Source organism: Azospirillum aestuarii (assembly GCF_016632405.1).
Classification (GTDB): Bacteria; Pseudomonadota; Alphaproteobacteria; order Azospirillales; family Azospirillaceae; genus Azospirillum; species Azospirillum aestuarii.
The window spans coordinates 721291-738162 of sequence record NZ_JAEPIV010000001.1; the positions used below are offsets into that span (position 1 = coordinate 721291).

14 protein-coding genes are annotated in these 16872 nt (G+C 67.6%); 5 read left to right on the forward strand and 9 right to left on the reverse strand.

Annotated elements, in window-relative coordinates; translation table 11 throughout:
• Positions 1-14: 14 nt before the first annotated feature.
• The 9 genes from sufU to JJL56_RS03375 form a co-directional block, all read right to left on the reverse strand.
• The gene (sufU, locus tag JJL56_RS03335; RefSeq protein WP_145623599.1) at positions 15-482 is read right to left on the reverse strand and encodes a Fe-S cluster assembly sulfur transfer protein SufU; all 468 of its coding nucleotides are present in this window, start codon (positions 480-482) and stop codon (positions 15-17) included.
• Positions 479-1747, reverse strand: coding sequence for a cysteine desulfurase (locus JJL56_RS03340; RefSeq protein WP_200484175.1), 1269 nt, complete (start codon positions 1745-1747; stop codon positions 479-481). Before JJL56_RS03340 ends, sufU begins: the two co-directional genes overlap by 4 nt.
• Before the next feature lie 14 nt (positions 1748-1761).
• The gene (sufD, locus tag JJL56_RS03345; protein ID WP_200484176.1) at positions 1762-3117 is read right to left on the reverse strand and encodes a Fe-S cluster assembly protein SufD; all 1356 of its coding nucleotides are present in this window, start codon (positions 3115-3117) and stop codon (positions 1762-1764) included.
• 2 nt (positions 3118-3119) lie between these two features.
• Entirely contained in the window at positions 3120-3872 is a 753-nt protein-coding gene (sufC, locus tag JJL56_RS03350; RefSeq protein ID WP_145623596.1) for a Fe-S cluster assembly ATPase SufC, read from the reverse strand.
• Positions 3873-3904: 32 nt separating this feature from the next.
• A complete protein-coding gene (sufB, locus tag JJL56_RS03355) occupies positions 3905-5392 on the reverse strand; it encodes a Fe-S cluster assembly protein SufB (RefSeq protein ID WP_145623595.1) in 1488 nt (495 codons plus the stop codon).
• A gap of 49 nt (positions 5393-5441) precedes the next feature.
• Positions 5442-5924, reverse strand: coding sequence for an SUF system Fe-S cluster assembly regulator (locus JJL56_RS03360; protein WP_145623594.1), 483 nt, complete (start codon positions 5922-5924; stop codon positions 5442-5444).
• A 287-nt stretch (positions 5925-6211) separates the two neighbouring features.
• Positions 6212-7222 (reverse strand): hypothetical protein, encoded by a 1011-nt coding sequence (locus tag JJL56_RS03365; protein ID WP_200484177.1) that lies wholly within the window; start codon positions 7220-7222, stop codon positions 6212-6214.
• Positions 7219-7635, reverse strand: coding sequence for a phage holin family protein (locus JJL56_RS03370; protein ID WP_145623592.1), 417 nt, complete (start codon positions 7633-7635; stop codon positions 7219-7221). The genes JJL56_RS03365 and JJL56_RS03370 overlap by 4 nt, the downstream gene beginning before the upstream one ends.
• Positions 7632-8615 (reverse strand): hypothetical protein, encoded by a 984-nt coding sequence (locus tag JJL56_RS03375; protein ID WP_200484178.1) that lies wholly within the window; start codon positions 8613-8615, stop codon positions 7632-7634. Before JJL56_RS03375 ends, JJL56_RS03370 begins: the two co-directional genes overlap by 4 nt.
• A gap of 260 nt (positions 8616-8875) precedes the next feature.
• Between JJL56_RS03375 and JJL56_RS03380 the strand changes: the two genes are divergently transcribed.
• The 5 genes from JJL56_RS03380 to JJL56_RS03400 all read left to right on the forward strand — a co-directional run bounded on the left by JJL56_RS03380 (position 8876) and on the right by JJL56_RS03400 (position 16869).
• Positions 8876-10318, forward strand: a complete 1443-nt coding sequence (locus JJL56_RS03380; RefSeq protein ID WP_345772537.1) for a hypothetical protein — start codon at positions 8876-8878, stop codon at positions 10316-10318.
• A 799-nt stretch (positions 10319-11117) separates the two neighbouring features.
• On the forward strand, positions 11118-11657 hold the full coding sequence (locus tag JJL56_RS03385) for a hypothetical protein (protein WP_145623590.1): 540 nt from the start codon (positions 11118-11120) through the stop codon (positions 11655-11657).
• Entirely contained in the window at positions 11650-12450 is an 801-nt protein-coding gene (locus tag JJL56_RS03390) for a response regulator transcription factor (RefSeq protein ID WP_186452813.1), read from the forward strand. Before JJL56_RS03385 ends, JJL56_RS03390 begins: the two co-directional genes overlap by 8 nt.
• A gap of 70 nt (positions 12451-12520) precedes the next feature.
• The gene (locus JJL56_RS03395) at positions 12521-14074 is read left to right on the forward strand and encodes a sensor histidine kinase (protein ID WP_345772538.1); all 1554 of its coding nucleotides are present in this window, start codon (positions 12521-12523) and stop codon (positions 14072-14074) included.
• 155 nt (positions 14075-14229) lie between these two features.
• Positions 14230-16869, forward strand: coding sequence for a cation:proton antiporter (locus tag JJL56_RS03400; protein ID WP_200484180.1), 2640 nt, complete (start codon positions 14230-14232; stop codon positions 16867-16869).
• Positions 16870-16872 lie beyond the last annotated feature (3 nt).

The window sequence follows — 16872 nt, forward strand, 5'->3', positions numbered from 1 at the left end:
CCGTTTCCTGCAACTTACTCGCTGCTCGCCTTGTCCTCGCCTTCGATGGCCGCGTTCATCGCGTGCCAGGCGAGGGTGGCGCATTTCACGCGCACCGGGAACTGACGGACGCCGGACAGCACCATCAGCCGTTCCATGGCGTCCTCGTCCACCGGACCGTGGTGGCCGTGGTCGTGGTCGTCCTTGGTGCACAGGTCGTGGAAGGTCTCGAACAGGGCCTTGGCTTCCGCCTCGGTCTTGCCCTTGATCACCTCCGTCATCATGGACGCGCTGGCGGTGGAGATGGCGCAGCCGCGGCCCTGGAAGGCCACATCCTCCACGATCCCGTCCTTCAGCTTCAGATAGACCATGAAGCGATCGCCGCACATCGGGTTCTCGCCCTTGGCCTCCCGGTTGGCATCGTCGGGATGCCGGAAGTTCCGGGGATTCTTGCCGTGGTCCAGGATCACTTCCTGGTACAGCTCGCGCAGTTCGTCCATCATGCTCCGAAGAACTCCTTCACCGCGATCACCGATTCGACCAGAGCGTCGGCCTCCGCCCGCGTGTTGTAAAGGGCGAAGCTGGCCCGCGCCGTGGCGCCGACCCCGAAACGCTCCATCAGCGGCTCCGCGCAGTGGCGGCCGACGCGGACGGCGACCCCGTACTGGTCCACGATGGTGCCGAGGTCGTGCGGGTGCACGCCCTCCAGCGTGAAGGAGATGATCGGACCCTTGCCCGGCGCGGTGCCGTAAACGCGCAGGCCGTCGATCTGGGAAAGCTGCTGCGTGGCGTACTGGAGCAGGTCGTGCTCGTGCGCCGCGATGGCCTCGCGGCCCAGCTTTTCCATGTAGTCTAGCGCCACGCCCAGCCCGATGACCTCGGTGATCGCCGGGGTGCCGGCCTCGAAGCGGGCCGGCGGAGCCTTGAAGGTGGTGCCTTCGAAGCTGACGCTCTCGATCATGTCGCCGCCGCCCTGGTATGGGGGCATCTTCTTCAGCAGATCGTACTTGCCGTAGAGCACGCCGGTCCCGGTCGGGCCGTAGAGCTTGTGGCCGGTCATGATGTAGAAGTCGGCGTCGATGTCCTGCACGTCCACCACGCCGTGCACGGCGGCCTGGCTGCCGTCGAATAGCACCGGCACGCCGCGCTCGTGCGCCATGCGGGCGATGATCCTGGCCGGCGTCACCGTGCCCAGCACGTTGGAGCAGTGGGTCATCGCCACCAGCTTCGTGCGGTCGGACAGCAGGTCCTCGTAGGCGTTCAGGTCCAGCACGCCGTGCTCGTCCACCGGGACGACGCGGATGCGGATGCCCTTGTCCATCTGGAGGAGCTGCCACGGCACGATGTTGGCGTGGTGCTCCATGACCGAGACGATGATCTCGTCGCCTTCCGACAGGAAGGTCCGGCCATAGCTGTGGGCGACGAGGTTGACGGCCTCAGTCGCGCTGCGGGTGAAGACGATGTTGCGCTCCGACGGGGCGTTCAGGAAGCGGGCGACCTTGCGGCGGGCCTCCTCGAACTGGTCGGTCGCGGTCTGCGACAGGAAATGGACGCCCCGGTGGATGTTGGAATAATCCTCCTCCAGGAAGCGGGTCATGGCGTCGATGACCTGCCGCGGCTTCTGCGCGGAGGCGGCGCTGTCCAGGTAGACGAGCGGCTTACCGGGCTTGCCTTTCCGCTCGTGCACGGTGCGCGACAGGATGGGGAAGTCGGCGCGAACGCGCTCGACGTCGTAGCCGGCGAGGGTGTTGGTGATTTGGGTGTCCATGTCCGGGTCCCTCCTCAGCGCGCGTTCTGCCAGTTGGCGACGTAGCTCTGGAAGGCGTCGCGGACGCTCTCCTCCGCGATCTCCTCCAGCGCCTCGGACAGGAAGGCGCCGATCAGCAGGCCGCGCGCCGTGTCCTTGTCGATGCCGCGGGCGCGCAGGTAGAAGAGCTGGTCGTCGTCCAACTCGCCCACGGTGGCGCCGTGGCTGCACTTCACGTCGTCGGCGTAGATCTCCAGCTCCGGCTTCGCGTCGATCTCCGCGGTGTCGGACAGCAGGAGCGCGCGGTTCTGCTGGTAACCGTCGGTCTTCTGCGCGTTGGGGCGGACGATGATCTTGCCCTGGAAGACGGCACGGGCCTGGTCGTCGATCACGCCCTTGTAGACCTCGCGGCTGGTGCAGCAGGGCTTGGCGTGGTCGATGAAGGTCGTGGTGTCGACATGCTGGCCGCCGCGCACCATGTAGGCGCCGCTGACATGCGTGTCGCCTTCCTCGCCGTCCAGAACGCTGTTCACCTCGTTGCGCGACAGCTTGGCGCCGATGGTCAGGATGAAGTTGTCGTAGACGCCCTTGCCGGCCACCTTCGCCGCGGTGTGCGACAGGTGGAAGGAGTCCGTGTGCTCGCGCTGGACCTTGTAGTGGTGGACCGACGCGCCCTCGCCGACGAAGACCTCGGTCACGCCGTTCGACAAGGTGGTGCAGGAGCCCAGGCCCACATGATGCTCGACGATCACGGCGCGGGAGTCCGCCTCGGCGACGATCAGGCCGCGCGGATGGAAGGCGGTGGGCTGCGCCTCGGTGCCGACGGAGACGAAGACCAGCTCGATGGTCTCCTCCACCGTGACGCCGCGCGGCACATGCAGCACCGGGCCGTCCGCCAGGAAGGCGGTGTTCAGCGCGACCAGCGTCTGGTCGTCGGGGGCGGCGATGCGGCCCAGATGCTCGGCCACCAGATCGGGCTTGCGCGCCAGGGCGTCGGCGAGGTTCAGCAGCTCGACCCCCGCCGGCAGGCCGGCGGTGGAGGACAGCTCCGCCCGGAAGCGGCCGTCCACGAAGACCAGCCGCGGGCCGGTCGCGCCGTCCGCGCGAACGGTCGGCAGCACGTCGAAGCGGACCCCTTCGCCGGTCGCGGCCGCCGGCTGGAAGGCCAGCTTGTCGAGCGCGCGCAGGTTGGTGTAGCGCCAGGACTCGTTCTTCACCGTCGGCAGGCCGAGTTCGGCGAAGCGGGCGCGGCCCTGGGTGCGCAGGTCGTTCAGCCAGGACAGTCCGCCGCCGGGCAAGCCGTCCCTGACCCGGTCGAACTGCTCCAGGAAGGGCTTGGCCGCCGCCGGGTCGTAGCCCCGCGGCGCCTTCGTGAGGGTTGTCGTCGCCATGGTCAGGCCGCCTCGTTCACGCCGAACTCGGCGTAGCCGTTCTTCTCCAGCTCCAGCGCCAGCTCCTTGCCGCCGGAGCGCTGGATCTTGCCGAAGGCCAGCACATGCACATGGTCCGGCACGATGTAGTCGAGCAGGCGCTGGTAGTGGGTGATGACCAGCATCGACCGCTCCGGCGAGCGGAGCGCGTTCACGCCCTCGGCCACGATCTTCAGCGCGTCGATGTCCAGGCCGCTGTCCGTTTCGTCGAGGATGGCGAATTTCGGCTGGAGGACAGCCATCTGGAGCGTCTCGTTCCGCTTCTTCTCGCCGCCGGAGAAGCCGACGTTGACCGCGCGCTTCAGCATCTCGTCGGTCATGCTCAGCGCCTTGGTCTTCTCGCGCACCAGCTTCAGGAACTGCATGGCGTCCAGCTCCGGCTCGCCGCGCTTCTTGCGGATGGCGTTCAGGGCGGACTTCAGGAAGGTGGTGTTGGCGACGCCGGGGATTTCGACCGGGTACTGGAAGGCCAGGAACAGGCCGGCGGCGGCGCGCTCCTCCGGTTCCATCTCCAGCAGGTCCTTGCCGAAGAAGCTCACCGAGCCTTCGGTGACCTCGTAGCCGTCGCGGCCGGCCAGCACGTAGCTGAGCGTGCTCTTGCCCGAGCCGTTCGGCCCCATGATGGCGTGCACCTCGCCCGGACCGATCGTCAAGTCGATGCCCTTGAGGATTTCCTTGCCGTCCACCGTGGCGTGCAGGTTCTTGATCTCGATCATCGTTTCTTCTTCCTTCGCGATACGGTGGGCGGTCAGCCGACGCTGCCTTCGAGGCTGATGCCGACGAGCTTCTGGGCTTCCACGGCGAACTCCATGGGCAACTCCTTCAGCACTTCCTTGCAGAAGCCGTTGACGATCAGCGACACGGCGTCCTCTTCCGACAGGCCGCGCTGGCGGCAGTAGAACAGCTGGTCCTCGCTGATCTTGGCGGTTGTCGCCTCGTGCTCGACGCGGGCGGTGCGGTTGCGGTTCTCGATGTAGGGCACCGTGTGGGCGCCGCACTGGTCGCCGATCAGCAGGCTGTCGCACTGGGTGTGGTTGCGCGCACCCTCCGCCTTCGGCAGGATCTTGACCAGCCCTCGGTAGGTCTGCTGCGCCCGCCCGGCGGAGATGCCCTTCGACACGATGGTCGAGCGGGTGTTCTTGCCGATGTGGATCATCTTGGTGCCGGTGTCGGCCTGCTGGAAGTTGTTGGTGATGGCGACCGAATAGAACTCGCCCACCGAATTGTCGCCCTGCAGGATGCAGCTTGGGTACTTCCAGGTGATGGCGGAACCGGTCTCCACCTGCGTCCAGGAAATCTTGGAGTTGCGGCCGCGACAGGCGCCCCGCTTCGTCACGAAGTTGTAGATGCCGCCGACGCCATCCGCGTTGCCCGGATACCAGTTCTGGACCGTCGAGTATTTGATCTGCGCGTCGTCCAGGGCCACCAGCTCGACCACCGCGGCGTGAAGCTGGTTCTCGTCGCGCTGCGGCGCCGTGCAGCCTTCCAGATAGCTGACGTAGCTGCCCTCGTCCGCGATGATCAGCGTCCGCTCGAACTGGCCGGTGTTGGCCTGGTTGATGCGGAAGTAGGTCGACAGCTCCATAGGGCAGCGCACGCCCTTCGGGATGTAGACGAAGCTGCCGTCGGTGAAGACCGCGCAGTTCAGCGTCGCGTAGAAATTATCGGTGTAGGGAACGACCGAGCCGAGATACTTCTGAACCAGCTCCGGACACTTGTGCACGGCCTCGGAGATCGCGCAGAAGATGATGCCCATCTCCTCCAGCTTGGCCTTGAACGTGGTGGCGACCGAGACGCTGTCGAACACGGCGTCGACGGCGATGGCCGGGCTCTTGCCCTCGGCCCCCTCGACGCCGGCCAGGATCTCCTGCTCGCGCAGCGGGATGCCCAGCTTCTCGTAGGTCTTCAGCAGTTCGGGATCGACCTCGTCCAGCGACTTCGGGCGGTCCTTCATCTTGGGCGCGGCGTAATAGTGCGCGTCCTGGAAGTCGATCGGCGGGTAGGACAGCTTCGCCCAATGGCGCGGCTCTTCCATCTCCAGCCACGCGCGGAACGCCTTCAGGCGCCATTCGAGAAGCCATTCCGGCTCCTCCTTCTTGGCGGAGATGAAGCGGACGATGTCCTCATTCAGGCCCTTGGGCGCGACATCCGATTCGATGTCCGTCGTGAAGCCGTACTTGTACTTCTGCTCCGTGACGGCGCGGACCTGTTCGACGGTTTCGGTCGTGGCGGCCATGCTTGTCTCTCGTTCCCTGAAAGCGTTGTCCGATGAAGGCGCCGAAACGTCAGACGGCGGCGCGCCGTGCCGGGACTGGGCCGGCTCCAATCTTGTCGAGCGGGCCGGGTGGGCCGTCCGCCCAAGCGGGCGGTCCCATCATGTCGGCCAGCGTTACCTGTTCGAGCGCGCCGCGGATGGCGCTGTTGACCTTCTCCCAGCCGCCGCGCATCGGGCACAGGCGCTGCACGCCGCATTGGCTGTCGCCGCCCTCCACGCAGGCGGTGAGCGCGATCGGGCCGTCGAGCGCTGTGATGATCTCGGCGATAGAGATTGCATCGGCGGAGCGGCTGAGCGCATAACCACCGGCGGCACCGCGGTGCGAGGTCGTGAGGCCCGCCGGGGTCAGCGTCTTCATGAGCTTGGCGACCGTGGGGGAGGGCACGCCCGTGCGCTCCGCCAGATGGGAGACGGTGTGAACCGTGCCCACATGGCGCGCCATTTCGCTCATCACGACGATGGCGTAGTCGGTCAGCTTGCTCAGCCGGATCATGACCACCCCGATACAGGACTAAATTGGTCCTGATTAAGTGGCCATCATAGGACCTTTGTCAAGCGGAACCGCTGCCGGATAACCGGGAAAAACACTCGGGTATAAGGATGGCAGGACTGCACGCGGCGCACGCTGCGGCGAACTGTCGCGGGCTGGAGTCCGGCAAGAGGAAACCATGCGGAACGGTAGGACAAAGAAAAACCGGCCCAGCGGTTGAAGCCGCAGGGCCGGTGCAGTCAGCGTGGAACCCGAAAGGAGCCGAGGGGGGAGCCGTGAGCGAAACCGGATCAGCCCGGCTTGCGCGCCTCTTCCCGAGCCGCGTCGCTGGCCGCGCTCACCGCATCGCCGACCTCTTCCTTGGCGGCTTCGACCGCCGCGTGGGCGGCGCGAGTGCCGCGGTCCATGGCGTCACGGGCCATTTCCTTGGCGCGGTGCGTCGCCTCGTCGGCATAGTCGCCGACCCAGCGGTCCTCATAGCGGGAGGTCGGGATGCTGGCGCCCAAGGCGGCGCCCAAGGCGACCCCCATCACGCCGGCCACCACCGGGTGATCGTCCACCATCTCCCAGAAGCGCCCGGTCGCGCTGTGCAGCCGGTCCGACGCCCGGAAGTGGCTGGTGCCGCCATGGTTGCCGCCATGGTTGCCGATGTGGCTGTCCACGCGGCTGCTCATGTCCCGGCGCATGCCCTGCGCCCGGTCGCGGGCGTGGTCGGTCAGGTCGTGCGCCCGCTCGCGGGCCTGGTCGGTCAGGCCGCGCACGCGGTCGCCGGCCTCGTCCACGGCGTCGCTGGCCCGTTCATAGACGTGGCTGGCTGCGTCGCTGGCGCGCTCGTAGGCGTGGCTGGCGGCCTCGCGCACGCTGTCGCCGGCGCTGTAGAACGTGTCGCGGGCGTACTGCGCGGCGCTGCCGGCGCGGTCACGGACGTTGTGCATCGCTCCGCTGCGCGCGATGCGCCGGTCGTAGCCCGAGGCGGTCAGGGCCAGCCAGCCCAGTCCGATGCCGATCATGGCGAGCGGGATCGGGTTGCTGCGCATGGTGTCGCCGACCGAATGGGACCGCTGGTGGGTCTGGTTGCGGATCGGCTCATAATAGCGGTCCTGGGCGCGTTCGCCGTAGCCGCCGGTGGTGGTGTGCATCCGGTTCATGGTCTGCTCCATCAGGTGACGGGGAGCGAGCCGCGCGGTCTTGCGCTTCAGGACCTGGATCGTGTCGCCGATCCGGGCCTGGCGTTCGCGGATCTCCCGTTGCATCGCGTCGTAGTCGCGGGGCGTTGCGCGCCCCTTTTCACCGCCGTTCATCGGGCAAGCTGGGAGCGGGCCCAGCGCTTGTCGTCCCGCAGCGTCTCGATGGTGCGCTGCGGCTGGAGATTCTCCGGGCTCAGCCGCTTCTTGCCGATCATCGCCAGCACGCCGCCGATGATGAGCACGACGGCCCCGACGATGACCGCGGCCAGCCAGGGCTCGACCACGTTCGACAAGGCCAGCACCGCCGCGCCCAGCAGGACCAAAACGCCCGCGAAGGCGATCAGCCCGCCGGCCACGACATACGCCGCACCGCCCGCGGCCTGACCGGCCTTCTCGGTCAGCTCGGCCTTGGCCAGTTCGATCTCGGTGCGGGCGAGGTTGGTGGTTTCCCGCGCCAGATCGGCGAACAGGCCGGCGATGGGTCGGTCTTGCCGCGGATCGTAGGAACGGTCCTCCGCAGCGCTCATGGTTTGATCCCCTGGATCGGAGTGCCGGACACCGGCTTGGTTTCGGAGGCGGCGCCCGGCGTGGTGTTGGACGCGCTGCCGGGGGTCGTGCCGGCGACCATCTCGGCGGCGTCACGGGTGCGGGCGGCGGAAGTCGCCGCGGAGGCGGCGTTCAGCGGACGCGGGCTTTCCTGGTTCCGGCCGATCCCACCCCCCGCCGAGGTTATGGCCGCCGCCGACGTCATGCCGGTGGAGGTCATGCCGGACGATATGCCGGACCTCGGGCGCGGCGCGGCGTCACCTCCCATGGACGAGGCGCCGGAAACCCCACCGGTCATGCCCCGGGGATGGCCCGCCAGATCCCGGTCGGTGCGCAGAGCCTCCTGACCGGCGCGGTCGGCGCCCCGCAGGCCGAAGTCCCGGTAGTCGTGATGGTCCTGTTTGTGACGGCCAAGGTCATGCCGACCATAGCCGCCGGTCAGACGCGACGACGACGCGCCGCGAATTCGCCGTTCTCCGGAGCTTTTGACGAAGCGGGCGAACAGGAAGCCGACGGCAAAGGCGGCGCCGACGAACACCTCGGGCTGACGTCGCGCGAAACGCTCCACTTGGCCGACCATGTCGTCCACGGTGGAGTTGCGCAGCATATCAGCCACCCGCTCCACCCGGTCGGCGGCCTGCCCGGCGTAATGGGCGGCGGTGCCGTTGTTCTCCTCGTTCAACTGCTCGGCGGCCTTGTGAAGCGCGTTGGCGACGCTGCCCAGCTGGTCGGCGGCGCGTCCCGTCTGCATTTCCAGAAGCGAACGGATGCGGCCTTGGGCGGCGTCGATGGTGTCGCGGCCGGCATCGGTGGCCTCGCCGGCCATGCGGTTGAGATCGTCCGAGGAACTCCTGTTCTGCGGACGATCGTTGCCCATTCCCGTGTTCGCCCCACGGTTCGCCATCGGGTCCGGCGTCTTGCGGTTCGGTTCGCCGGTGCCCAACGTATCGCGGTCTGCCATCTGTTTTCCTCCTCGGGGTCGGCTGCGGGTGTGTCCCGGCCGCAGCCTGCGGCAATTCGCCGCGTTCTGCGGCGTCCGATGTCGGGAATCAAACACCCTCATGGGCATCGGAGTTCCGGGGTGTGTAATGCGTTCCTGCGCATCAACGCGGGGTTGCCGGTGCCGACTCCGCGGGCGCTGTCGGAATTGGACGGGCTATGAAACTGTGCTAAACTTCTCCGCGAATTCGCGAAGGTTCCAATGAACCGGAGGAGGCGGCCGTGAACGGCATTTTTTCCGCTCTGACCAACGGCCAGAACAGCCTTTTCCAGCTCCAGAAGGCCAAGAAGGACTGGGAGCGGGCGATGGAGGCCATGGACGGCAAGGACGCCATGCAGATCCTGGCCGAAAAGGCCGACCAGGCGAAGCTGCCCTTCGCCATGACTCCGGAACAGCAAAAGAACTTCACCGCCGTGGTCAACGCGTTGGAGGAGGCCAAGCGCGTCGGCGGGCCGAAGGCCGTGGCCGCGCAAAGGCTGGAGGACGTCGAGCGCAAGATCGCCGAACTGAAGATGATGATGCGCCACAACCATGGCGACCGGGAGAAGCTGGTGCAGTTGGCGCGGGAAGCCGCGATTCTCGCCAAGCAGGCCGGACGGGCGGCGAAGGAGTATGGCGCCGGCGTGGCCGCCGCGGCGGAGATGGGGTTGCCCGGCGGGGCGGGAGCGCCATCCATCGGTGGCATCACCATCGAGAGGACGACCACCCGCACCTCCATCACCGTCGTTCAGACGGAGATCGCCGTCGATGTGACGATGACCATCCGCGGCGACGGCGCGCCTGCGCAGGGCGCTCTGGCCGAAGGGGCACCGTCGGAGCAACCGACGCTTCCGCCACCCCCGCCGCTGCCGGTGGACGCCGCCGCGGAGGACGCAAGCACGTCTGCGGACATGGCGGCCGGTGAAGAGGCGGCGGAGGATGGGGAGGCGCGCTCCGCCGAAGCGGTGGCGGCGGAGGCTGCCGGCTTGGCCGGGCAAGCCACGGCCCAGGGGGTGTCCTCGGATGGCAAGACGTCATCGGACGGCAAGTCCGCCAGCGAAGGGGCGGCCAGCGAAAGGACGGATAAGGACAAAGAAAAGGACAGGGATGAAGGGAAGACCGACGAGAATGCCGCGGACGGGCAGGCGGGTGAGCTTGAGCAGCTGATGAAGGACGTGGCCCCCAGCCTGAACGCCACCCCCAACGCCCCGCCGGGCGACAGGATACGCAATTATATCCAGCGGATGATGGCCGACAACGACCTGAAGATGTCGCGCTACCGCGAGGCCGATGAATTCGGTCGCCGGGTGGAAGCCGTCCTCGCCGAGGCGAAGTCGATCATCGCCGAGGCGAAGGCCGCCAACGAGCTGGATCAGGCCGAAGAGCGGCGCAAGGCGCGGCGGGAGTCCTTCAAGGATTACGACAAGGTTGTGGAAGAGGCGCAGGACAACGTCAACGAACTGCGTCAGGCGGCCTTCGGGTCCGGCACGACCCTGAAGGATTTCGTGGAGGCCATGACCGACCCGGACGCCGCGAACGGCGGTTCCGGCGATCCGGACGGCGCCGCCGGAGAGGCCGCGATCACGCCTTCGGCGGACGGCTTGCCGGTTCTTGGTGGGGCGGATCTGGGCGTGGCGGATCTGGGGATGCCGGCCTTGGCGGGATCGGTCAATCTGCTCGCGTAGCAGTGCCGGTGCGCCGAAGCGGAGGACACTCCCTTCGTGCGCGTGAGGCGATCGCCTTCGGAAGTATCGCCATGTGGGTAATCCAGCCCATTTCGCGATCAATACAGACTTGACGCGGGCGGCGGACCGGAGCAGAATCGTCGATGTGAAGGTTGATGCTCGAAAAGCATTGTACGCACAGTGCCGACCGGCGGTAACGACGGTCGGATAGAAGGCTGGAGTTCAAGCGGCAACATCCTGTGAGACGCCTGTGTGGCGCTCTCATCTTACCGATACTGTTGCCCGTCCGGCTGACCGGCGGTGGGGCCATACCCGGGTGGCTCCGCCGCCGATTGTCTTTTGGGCGCTTTTTCGCCCTTTCCTTTTCCCTTCCCATCCGCCGGTTTTCACGCCCCGAGACGCTCGGTGCCACGCGCCGTGTGCACGCACCCCTTCCGCTTTTCCCGTCATAGGATAAGCCAAAGGGAAGTAAGGGTATTTGAAGCGATCGGCGCCCTTCCACCTAACCCACAAATAGGCAAATTAGTTCAAAATCCGACCTATCGATAGGAGTAGGAACAAAAATTGGCCGCAAATGTGCGCAAAAAGGGGGTATCAAACAGGGGTTTAACGCCACATTAACCAGACTGGACTGACCTTGATCTCACGGAGGCGGCAAGTGCAGGCATGGGGCCAGCAACACCGCCCGCGAATTCAACCACGATGCTTGAAAGGCCCGACGATGACGATGACGGGTACCATATGCGAAGTGGCTGGAACCAACGCCGGAGTGGGGTGCCGGCGGCGGAAGGCGGGCCTTGTGCTGGCGGTTCTTCTGCTGGCCGGGTGCCCCGGCACCACGGTTCCTCCTGAAACACAGACCGCCGGACCGACCGCCATGGCCGTTCCGGTGCCGAAGACGAAGCCTGCTCCTCCGCGCGTCAAGACCGCGGGCAAGGAACAGACGGCCACGCCGGCGGTGAACGGTCCGGGGACCGGTCCCGCCGCCGAGGTCATCGCCATGGCTGGGACAGAGGTGGCGGGGCTGCCCCCCGTACCGTTCGGCGGCGCCAGCCCGCCCGCCACCCTGTCCCCCGAAACGCTCGTCGGCCTGGACCAGGTCCAGACCCGGCGTCTCCTGGGCACCCCTGCCGCAACGGAAGAGGCGCCACCTGCAAAGGTGTGGCATTACGCTAAGGGCGATTGCTCGCTCAAAGTCTTCTTCTTCATGGACATGACGTCCTCCCAGGACTTCCGTGCCCTTTCCTACGATATGAAGAGCAGCGAAAATGTCCCAGATGTCGATAAACGATGCTTCGCTCAACTCCTTGCCCAAGGCTGGGATGTCCGCAATGACTGAGGCCGCCGTCGCCCGTGTGGCGCTGGTCGACGACGACGACCTGTTCCGCGAATCCCTCAGCCTCAACCTCGCCGACGAGGGGTACGAGGTCGTCACGTTCGACCGTGGCGAACCCGCGCTCGACTTTTTCGCCGAGGGCGGTTCGGTTGACATCGTCCTGCTGGATTGGCGCATGCCGAAAATGGACGGCATCGACGTCCTCCGTCAGATGCGCGCCCGCGGCATCGACCTGCCGGTGATCTTCCTCACCGTGCTGTCGGACCAGATTTACGAAGAGGCCGCCCTGGCCGGCGGCGCGCTCGACTTCGTGGAGAAGTCGCGCAGCCTGTCGATCCTGCTGAAGCGCATGCGCCTCATCGTGGACGGCTCCAAGGGCACACCGGATGAGGCCGAAGAGCCGAAGGAATCCGTCTACGCGCTCGGCAACCTCGACCTGCGCCTGGACAACAGCCGCGCCCTGTGGAACGGCAAGCGCATCGACCTGACGCTGACCGAGTTCAACATCGTCAAGCTGATGGCGACCCGTCCGGAAGAGGATGTGTCCTACCGCGAGATCTACGATCTCGTGCACGGCAAGGGCTTCCTGGCCGGTTACGGCCCTTCGGGCTACCGCGCCAACGTGCGTGCCTTCATCAAGCGCATCCGCCAGAAGTTCCGCGTGGTCGACGCCGAATTCGATTGCATCGAGAATTATCCGGGCTTCGGCTACCGCTGGGGCAACGGCACCGGAGGCACGGGGCGCACGCGGGATGACGACGCGGATGTGATGGTCGATGGCGCTGCTGCCGATTGAGGCCCATGGGCCCGACGGGGGGCCTGACGGCGCGCGGGACGGGGCGGAACTCACCAAGGGAGGCTTCTCCGTGGCGGGTTTCCCCGGCGGCCGGTTGCGGTGGCTGTGGCATTCGCTGGCCAGCCGGCTGGCGCTGCTGACCATCGTCTTCCTGGCGGTCCCGGTTCTGATCTACGATCAGTTCCAGCGGGCCGACACCACGACGCAGACCCTGCTGCTGCAAAGCGCGCAGCGGCAGGGCGAGTTGATCGCCCGCGCGCTGGAGCCGGACCTGTCGCGCGCCAACCGCGCGGCCCTGCCGCAGCTCGGCTCCATCCTGCGCCGCTTCGCGGACGGGAACACGCGGTTGAAGCTGCTGGTCCGGCCGCGCGTCCTGGCCGGCAACAACCTGATGGGCAGCGACGGCTTCTACTACGTCGCCGCCGCCCCGTCGGTGCCCACCGACGACCTGGACGCCGAGCGGCACCAGCTCCTCGAACAGGGGGTGCTGGACCGGCTGGGCGCCTCCTGCGCCGGGAACGAGCCGCTGGCGCTTCGTCTGCCGCGCTCATCGGGCGGTTACGAGATTCTGACCTCGGTCACGCCGATCAACACGGCCTTCGGCTGCTGGGCTCTGGTGACCAGCCACACCGCCGGCGGCTATCTGGAATCCTCCTTGGGGCGCCCCTACTGGAGCACGCCGGTCGTCCAGGCCGCGGCGATGATCTACATCGTCATGGCGGCGCTGGTGATGGCCGTCCTGCTGGGGGTCTGGCGCAACCTGCACCGCTTCGGCGACCTCGCCCGCGACATCGTGTCGGGCGGCATCGGCGAGAGCGGGCAGGGGTCCTTCACCAACCGCAACACCGTGCCGGAACTGTCCGGGGTGGCCGAGGACTTCGATCGGCTGGTCGACACCCTGCGCGAAAGCGCGCGGTCGCTGCGCCGCGCCGCGGAGGACAACGCCCACGCCTACAAGACACCCATCGCGGTCATCCGCCAGTCTGTGGAGCCGCTGCGCCGGTCGCTGCCTGCCGAGGACAACCGCAGCCAGCGCGCGCTGACCATGATCGAGAAGTCGGTGGACAAGCTCGACGGTCTGGTCTCCTTCGGGCGGCGCATGGACGAGGCCGCCGCCGATCTGCTGGTCCCTCCGCGCCGCCGGGTGGACCTGTCCGATCTGGTGGAACGGATGGCCGGCGGCTACACCAGCCTGCTCGCCGAGCGGCAGCTCCACATGCGCTCGCGCATCGAATCCGGGGTGGTCGTGCGGGCCAGCGAGGACATCCTGGAAACCGTCATCGAGAATCTGGTGGAGAACGCCGTCAGCTTCTCTCCGCCGGACGGCACCGTCAGCGTGCGGCTGTCGCGCAACGGCGCCTGGGCGGAGCTGGTGGTCGAGGACGAGGGTCCGGGCGTCGATCCGGCGAACCTGCCGCGCATCTTCGAACGCTACTTCTCCCAGCGCGAGCCGGGACGGGGCATGCCGGAGGACGCGGCGGCGCAGAACCAGGCCGAGGCGACCCATTTCGGCATCGGCCTGTGGATCGTTCGGCGGAACATCGAGGCCTTCGGCGGCAAGGTCCGCGCCGAAAACCGCTCCACCGGCGGCTTCCGCATGACGGTGACCCTGGCGGTGGCGTAACCGGGGGCGCCCTCTGTACGTGCCCCTCTGTATGGGTGTGGCCGGACTGTACGCCCGGTCACACGTACGGAACAGCTTTGTCCCTTATCCTGACCTTGCCGGCGCCTCAATCGGGCGATACCGTGCGCCGCGACCCCCAAGGGCAAGGCAGCCCCATGCACGTCATCGTCATCTATGTCCTCGCGGTCTCCGGCCTTCTCGCGCTGGTCAGCCTGCTGCCGCCTCTGGCCGCCCGGCTGCGCGTCCCCTACACGGTGCTGCTGGCCGCCGTGGGCGTGGCGCTGGGGCTGGTGATCCAGACCTTCGCCGGCCAGGGCGGCACCGGCCCCTTCCATGACTTCCTGAATTCCCTGGCCGAGATGGACATCTCGTCCGAGGTGCTGATCTACGTCTTCCTGCCGGTGCTGCTGTTCGAGACGGCGCTGGCGGTGGATGTGCGGCGGCTGTTCGACGATGTGTGGCCGATCCTGCTGATGGCCGTGGTGGCGGTGTTCGTCTGCACCTTCGCCGTCGGCTACGCGCTCAATCTCTTCACCTCGATGGGGTTGGTGGCCTGCCTGCTGCTGGGGGCGATCGTCGCCACCACCGATCCGGCGGCGGTCGTCAGCATCTTCCGCGACCTCGGCGCGCCGCGCCGGCTGACCATGCTGGTCGAGGGCGAAAGCCTGCTGAACGACGCCGCGGCCATCGCGCTGTTCACGCTGCTGCTCGGCATGCTGACCCGCAACGCCCATGGCGGGGCGACGGAAGCGGCGATGGAGTTCCTGCGCGACTTCGCCGGGGGCGTGCTGACCGGCTATGTGTGCGGGCGCGTGGTCTGCATGATCGTGGAGCCGGTGCGCGACCAGCCGATGGCCGAGATCACGCTGACCGTGGCGCTCGCCTATCTCAGCTACGTGCTGGCGGAGCACTATGTCGGGGCTTCCGGCGTCGTGGCGGTGGTCACGGCGGCGCTGGTCGTCGGCTCGGTCGGGCGCACGCGCATCTCCCCGGCCACCTGGGGGGCGCTGGAGCATGTCTGGAAGCAGCTCGGCTTCTGGGCGAATTCGCTGATCTTCCTAATGACGGCGCTTCTGGTGCCGCGCCTGCTCGGCGGCATCGGCTGGAGCGATGTCGGGCTGGTGCTGGTCGTGGTCGGGGCGGCCACGGTGTCCCGCGCGCTGGTGCTGTTCGGCCTGCTGCCGCTGCTGTCCGGCGCCGGCTTGGCCCAGCGGGTCAGCCACGCCTACAAGGCGGTGATGCTGTGGGGCGGCCTGCGCGGGGCGGTGTCGCTGACGCTGGCGCTGGCGGTCACCGAGAACGGGCGCGTTCCCGACCGGGTCCAGGGCTTCGTCGCCGTGCTGGTCACCGGCTTCGTCTTCTACACGCTTTTCATCAACGGCACGACGCTGCGCGCCGTCATCAACCTGCTCGGCCTGAACAAGCTGTCCCCGGTCGAGCACGCCATGCGCAACCGCGCGCTCGCCCTGTCGCTGGCCGGCGTGCGCGAGCGGGTGGAGGATCTGGCCCACCGCTATGAGGTGGACGAGCAGGCCGTCGGCTCGACCGTGTCGCAGTACAGCGACCGGCTCGACGCCATCGTCCGGGAACGCTCGACCGAGGCGCCGCTGAGCAACGAGGACCGCGTGACCATCGGCCTCGTGATCCTGGTGAACCGCGAGGAGGAGCTGTACTACGAGCATTTCCGAGAGGGCATCCTGTCGCGCGGGGTGGCGGAGCTGCTGAACCGCCGCACCGGGCGGCTGCTCGACGCGGTGAAGGCCCAGGGGCGCGCCGGCTACCGCGCCTTCGAGGAGCCCTTCATTTCCTTCACGCCCTGGATGCGGGTGGCCAGCCTGCTGCACCGCCGGCTGGGCATCCACGCGCCGCTCGCCCGCCGGCTCGCCTTCCGCTTCGAGATCCTTCTGGGCGTGCGCACCGTGCAGCGCGAACTTCTGGAGTTCATCAACGACAAGGTCGGGCAGGTCCTGGGCACCGACGTCGCCTGTGAACTGGAAGGCATCCTGACGGTGCGCCTCGCCATGGTCGAGCAGGCCCTGGCGGCGCTGAAGCTGCAATATCCCGACTACGCACTGATTCTGCAGAGCCGCTACGTCAGCCGCGCCGCCCTGCGGTTGGAGGAGGCGGATTACCGGGCGCTCTTCGCCGAATCGATCATCAGCCAGGAGATCCTGAGCGACCTCCAGCGCGATCTGGACGACCGCCGCCGCGCGCTCGACGCCCTGCCGAAGCTCGACCTGCGGCTGGATCTGATGGACCTCGTCGGGCGGGTGCCGCTGTTCAAGGGGCTGGAGGGCGACCGCGTGCGCGGCATCGCCACCCTGCTGAAGCCACGGCTGGTCCTGCCCGGTGAAACCATCGTGCGGCGCGGCGAGCGCGGCGACGCCATGTTCTTCATCGCATCCGGCGCCGTCGAGGTGATGGTGCCGGGTCTGGACGAGCCGGTCCAGCTCGGCACCGGGGACGTCTTCGGCGAGATGGCCCTGCTGACCCGCCAGCGGCGCAACGCCGATGTGCGCGCGATGGGCTATTGCCAACTTTTGGTACTGGATGTGAGAGACTTCCATCGGCTGGTGAAGAAGGACGCAAGCCTGCGCGCCCATCTCCAGTCGGTGGCCGAAGCGCGGCGCAACCCGCCGCCGAAGCCTGTCGAGGAGTCTGCGACACCCGTGGCGGAAACGCGTGCGGTGGAGGCGCCCAAGCCGGACCCGTCCGGTGCTGCGGCGACCGCCCCGGACGCCCAGCCCTTGGCGGTCGAGGCCTCCGCCGCCGAAGGTGCGCAGGCGCGCGGATAGGAG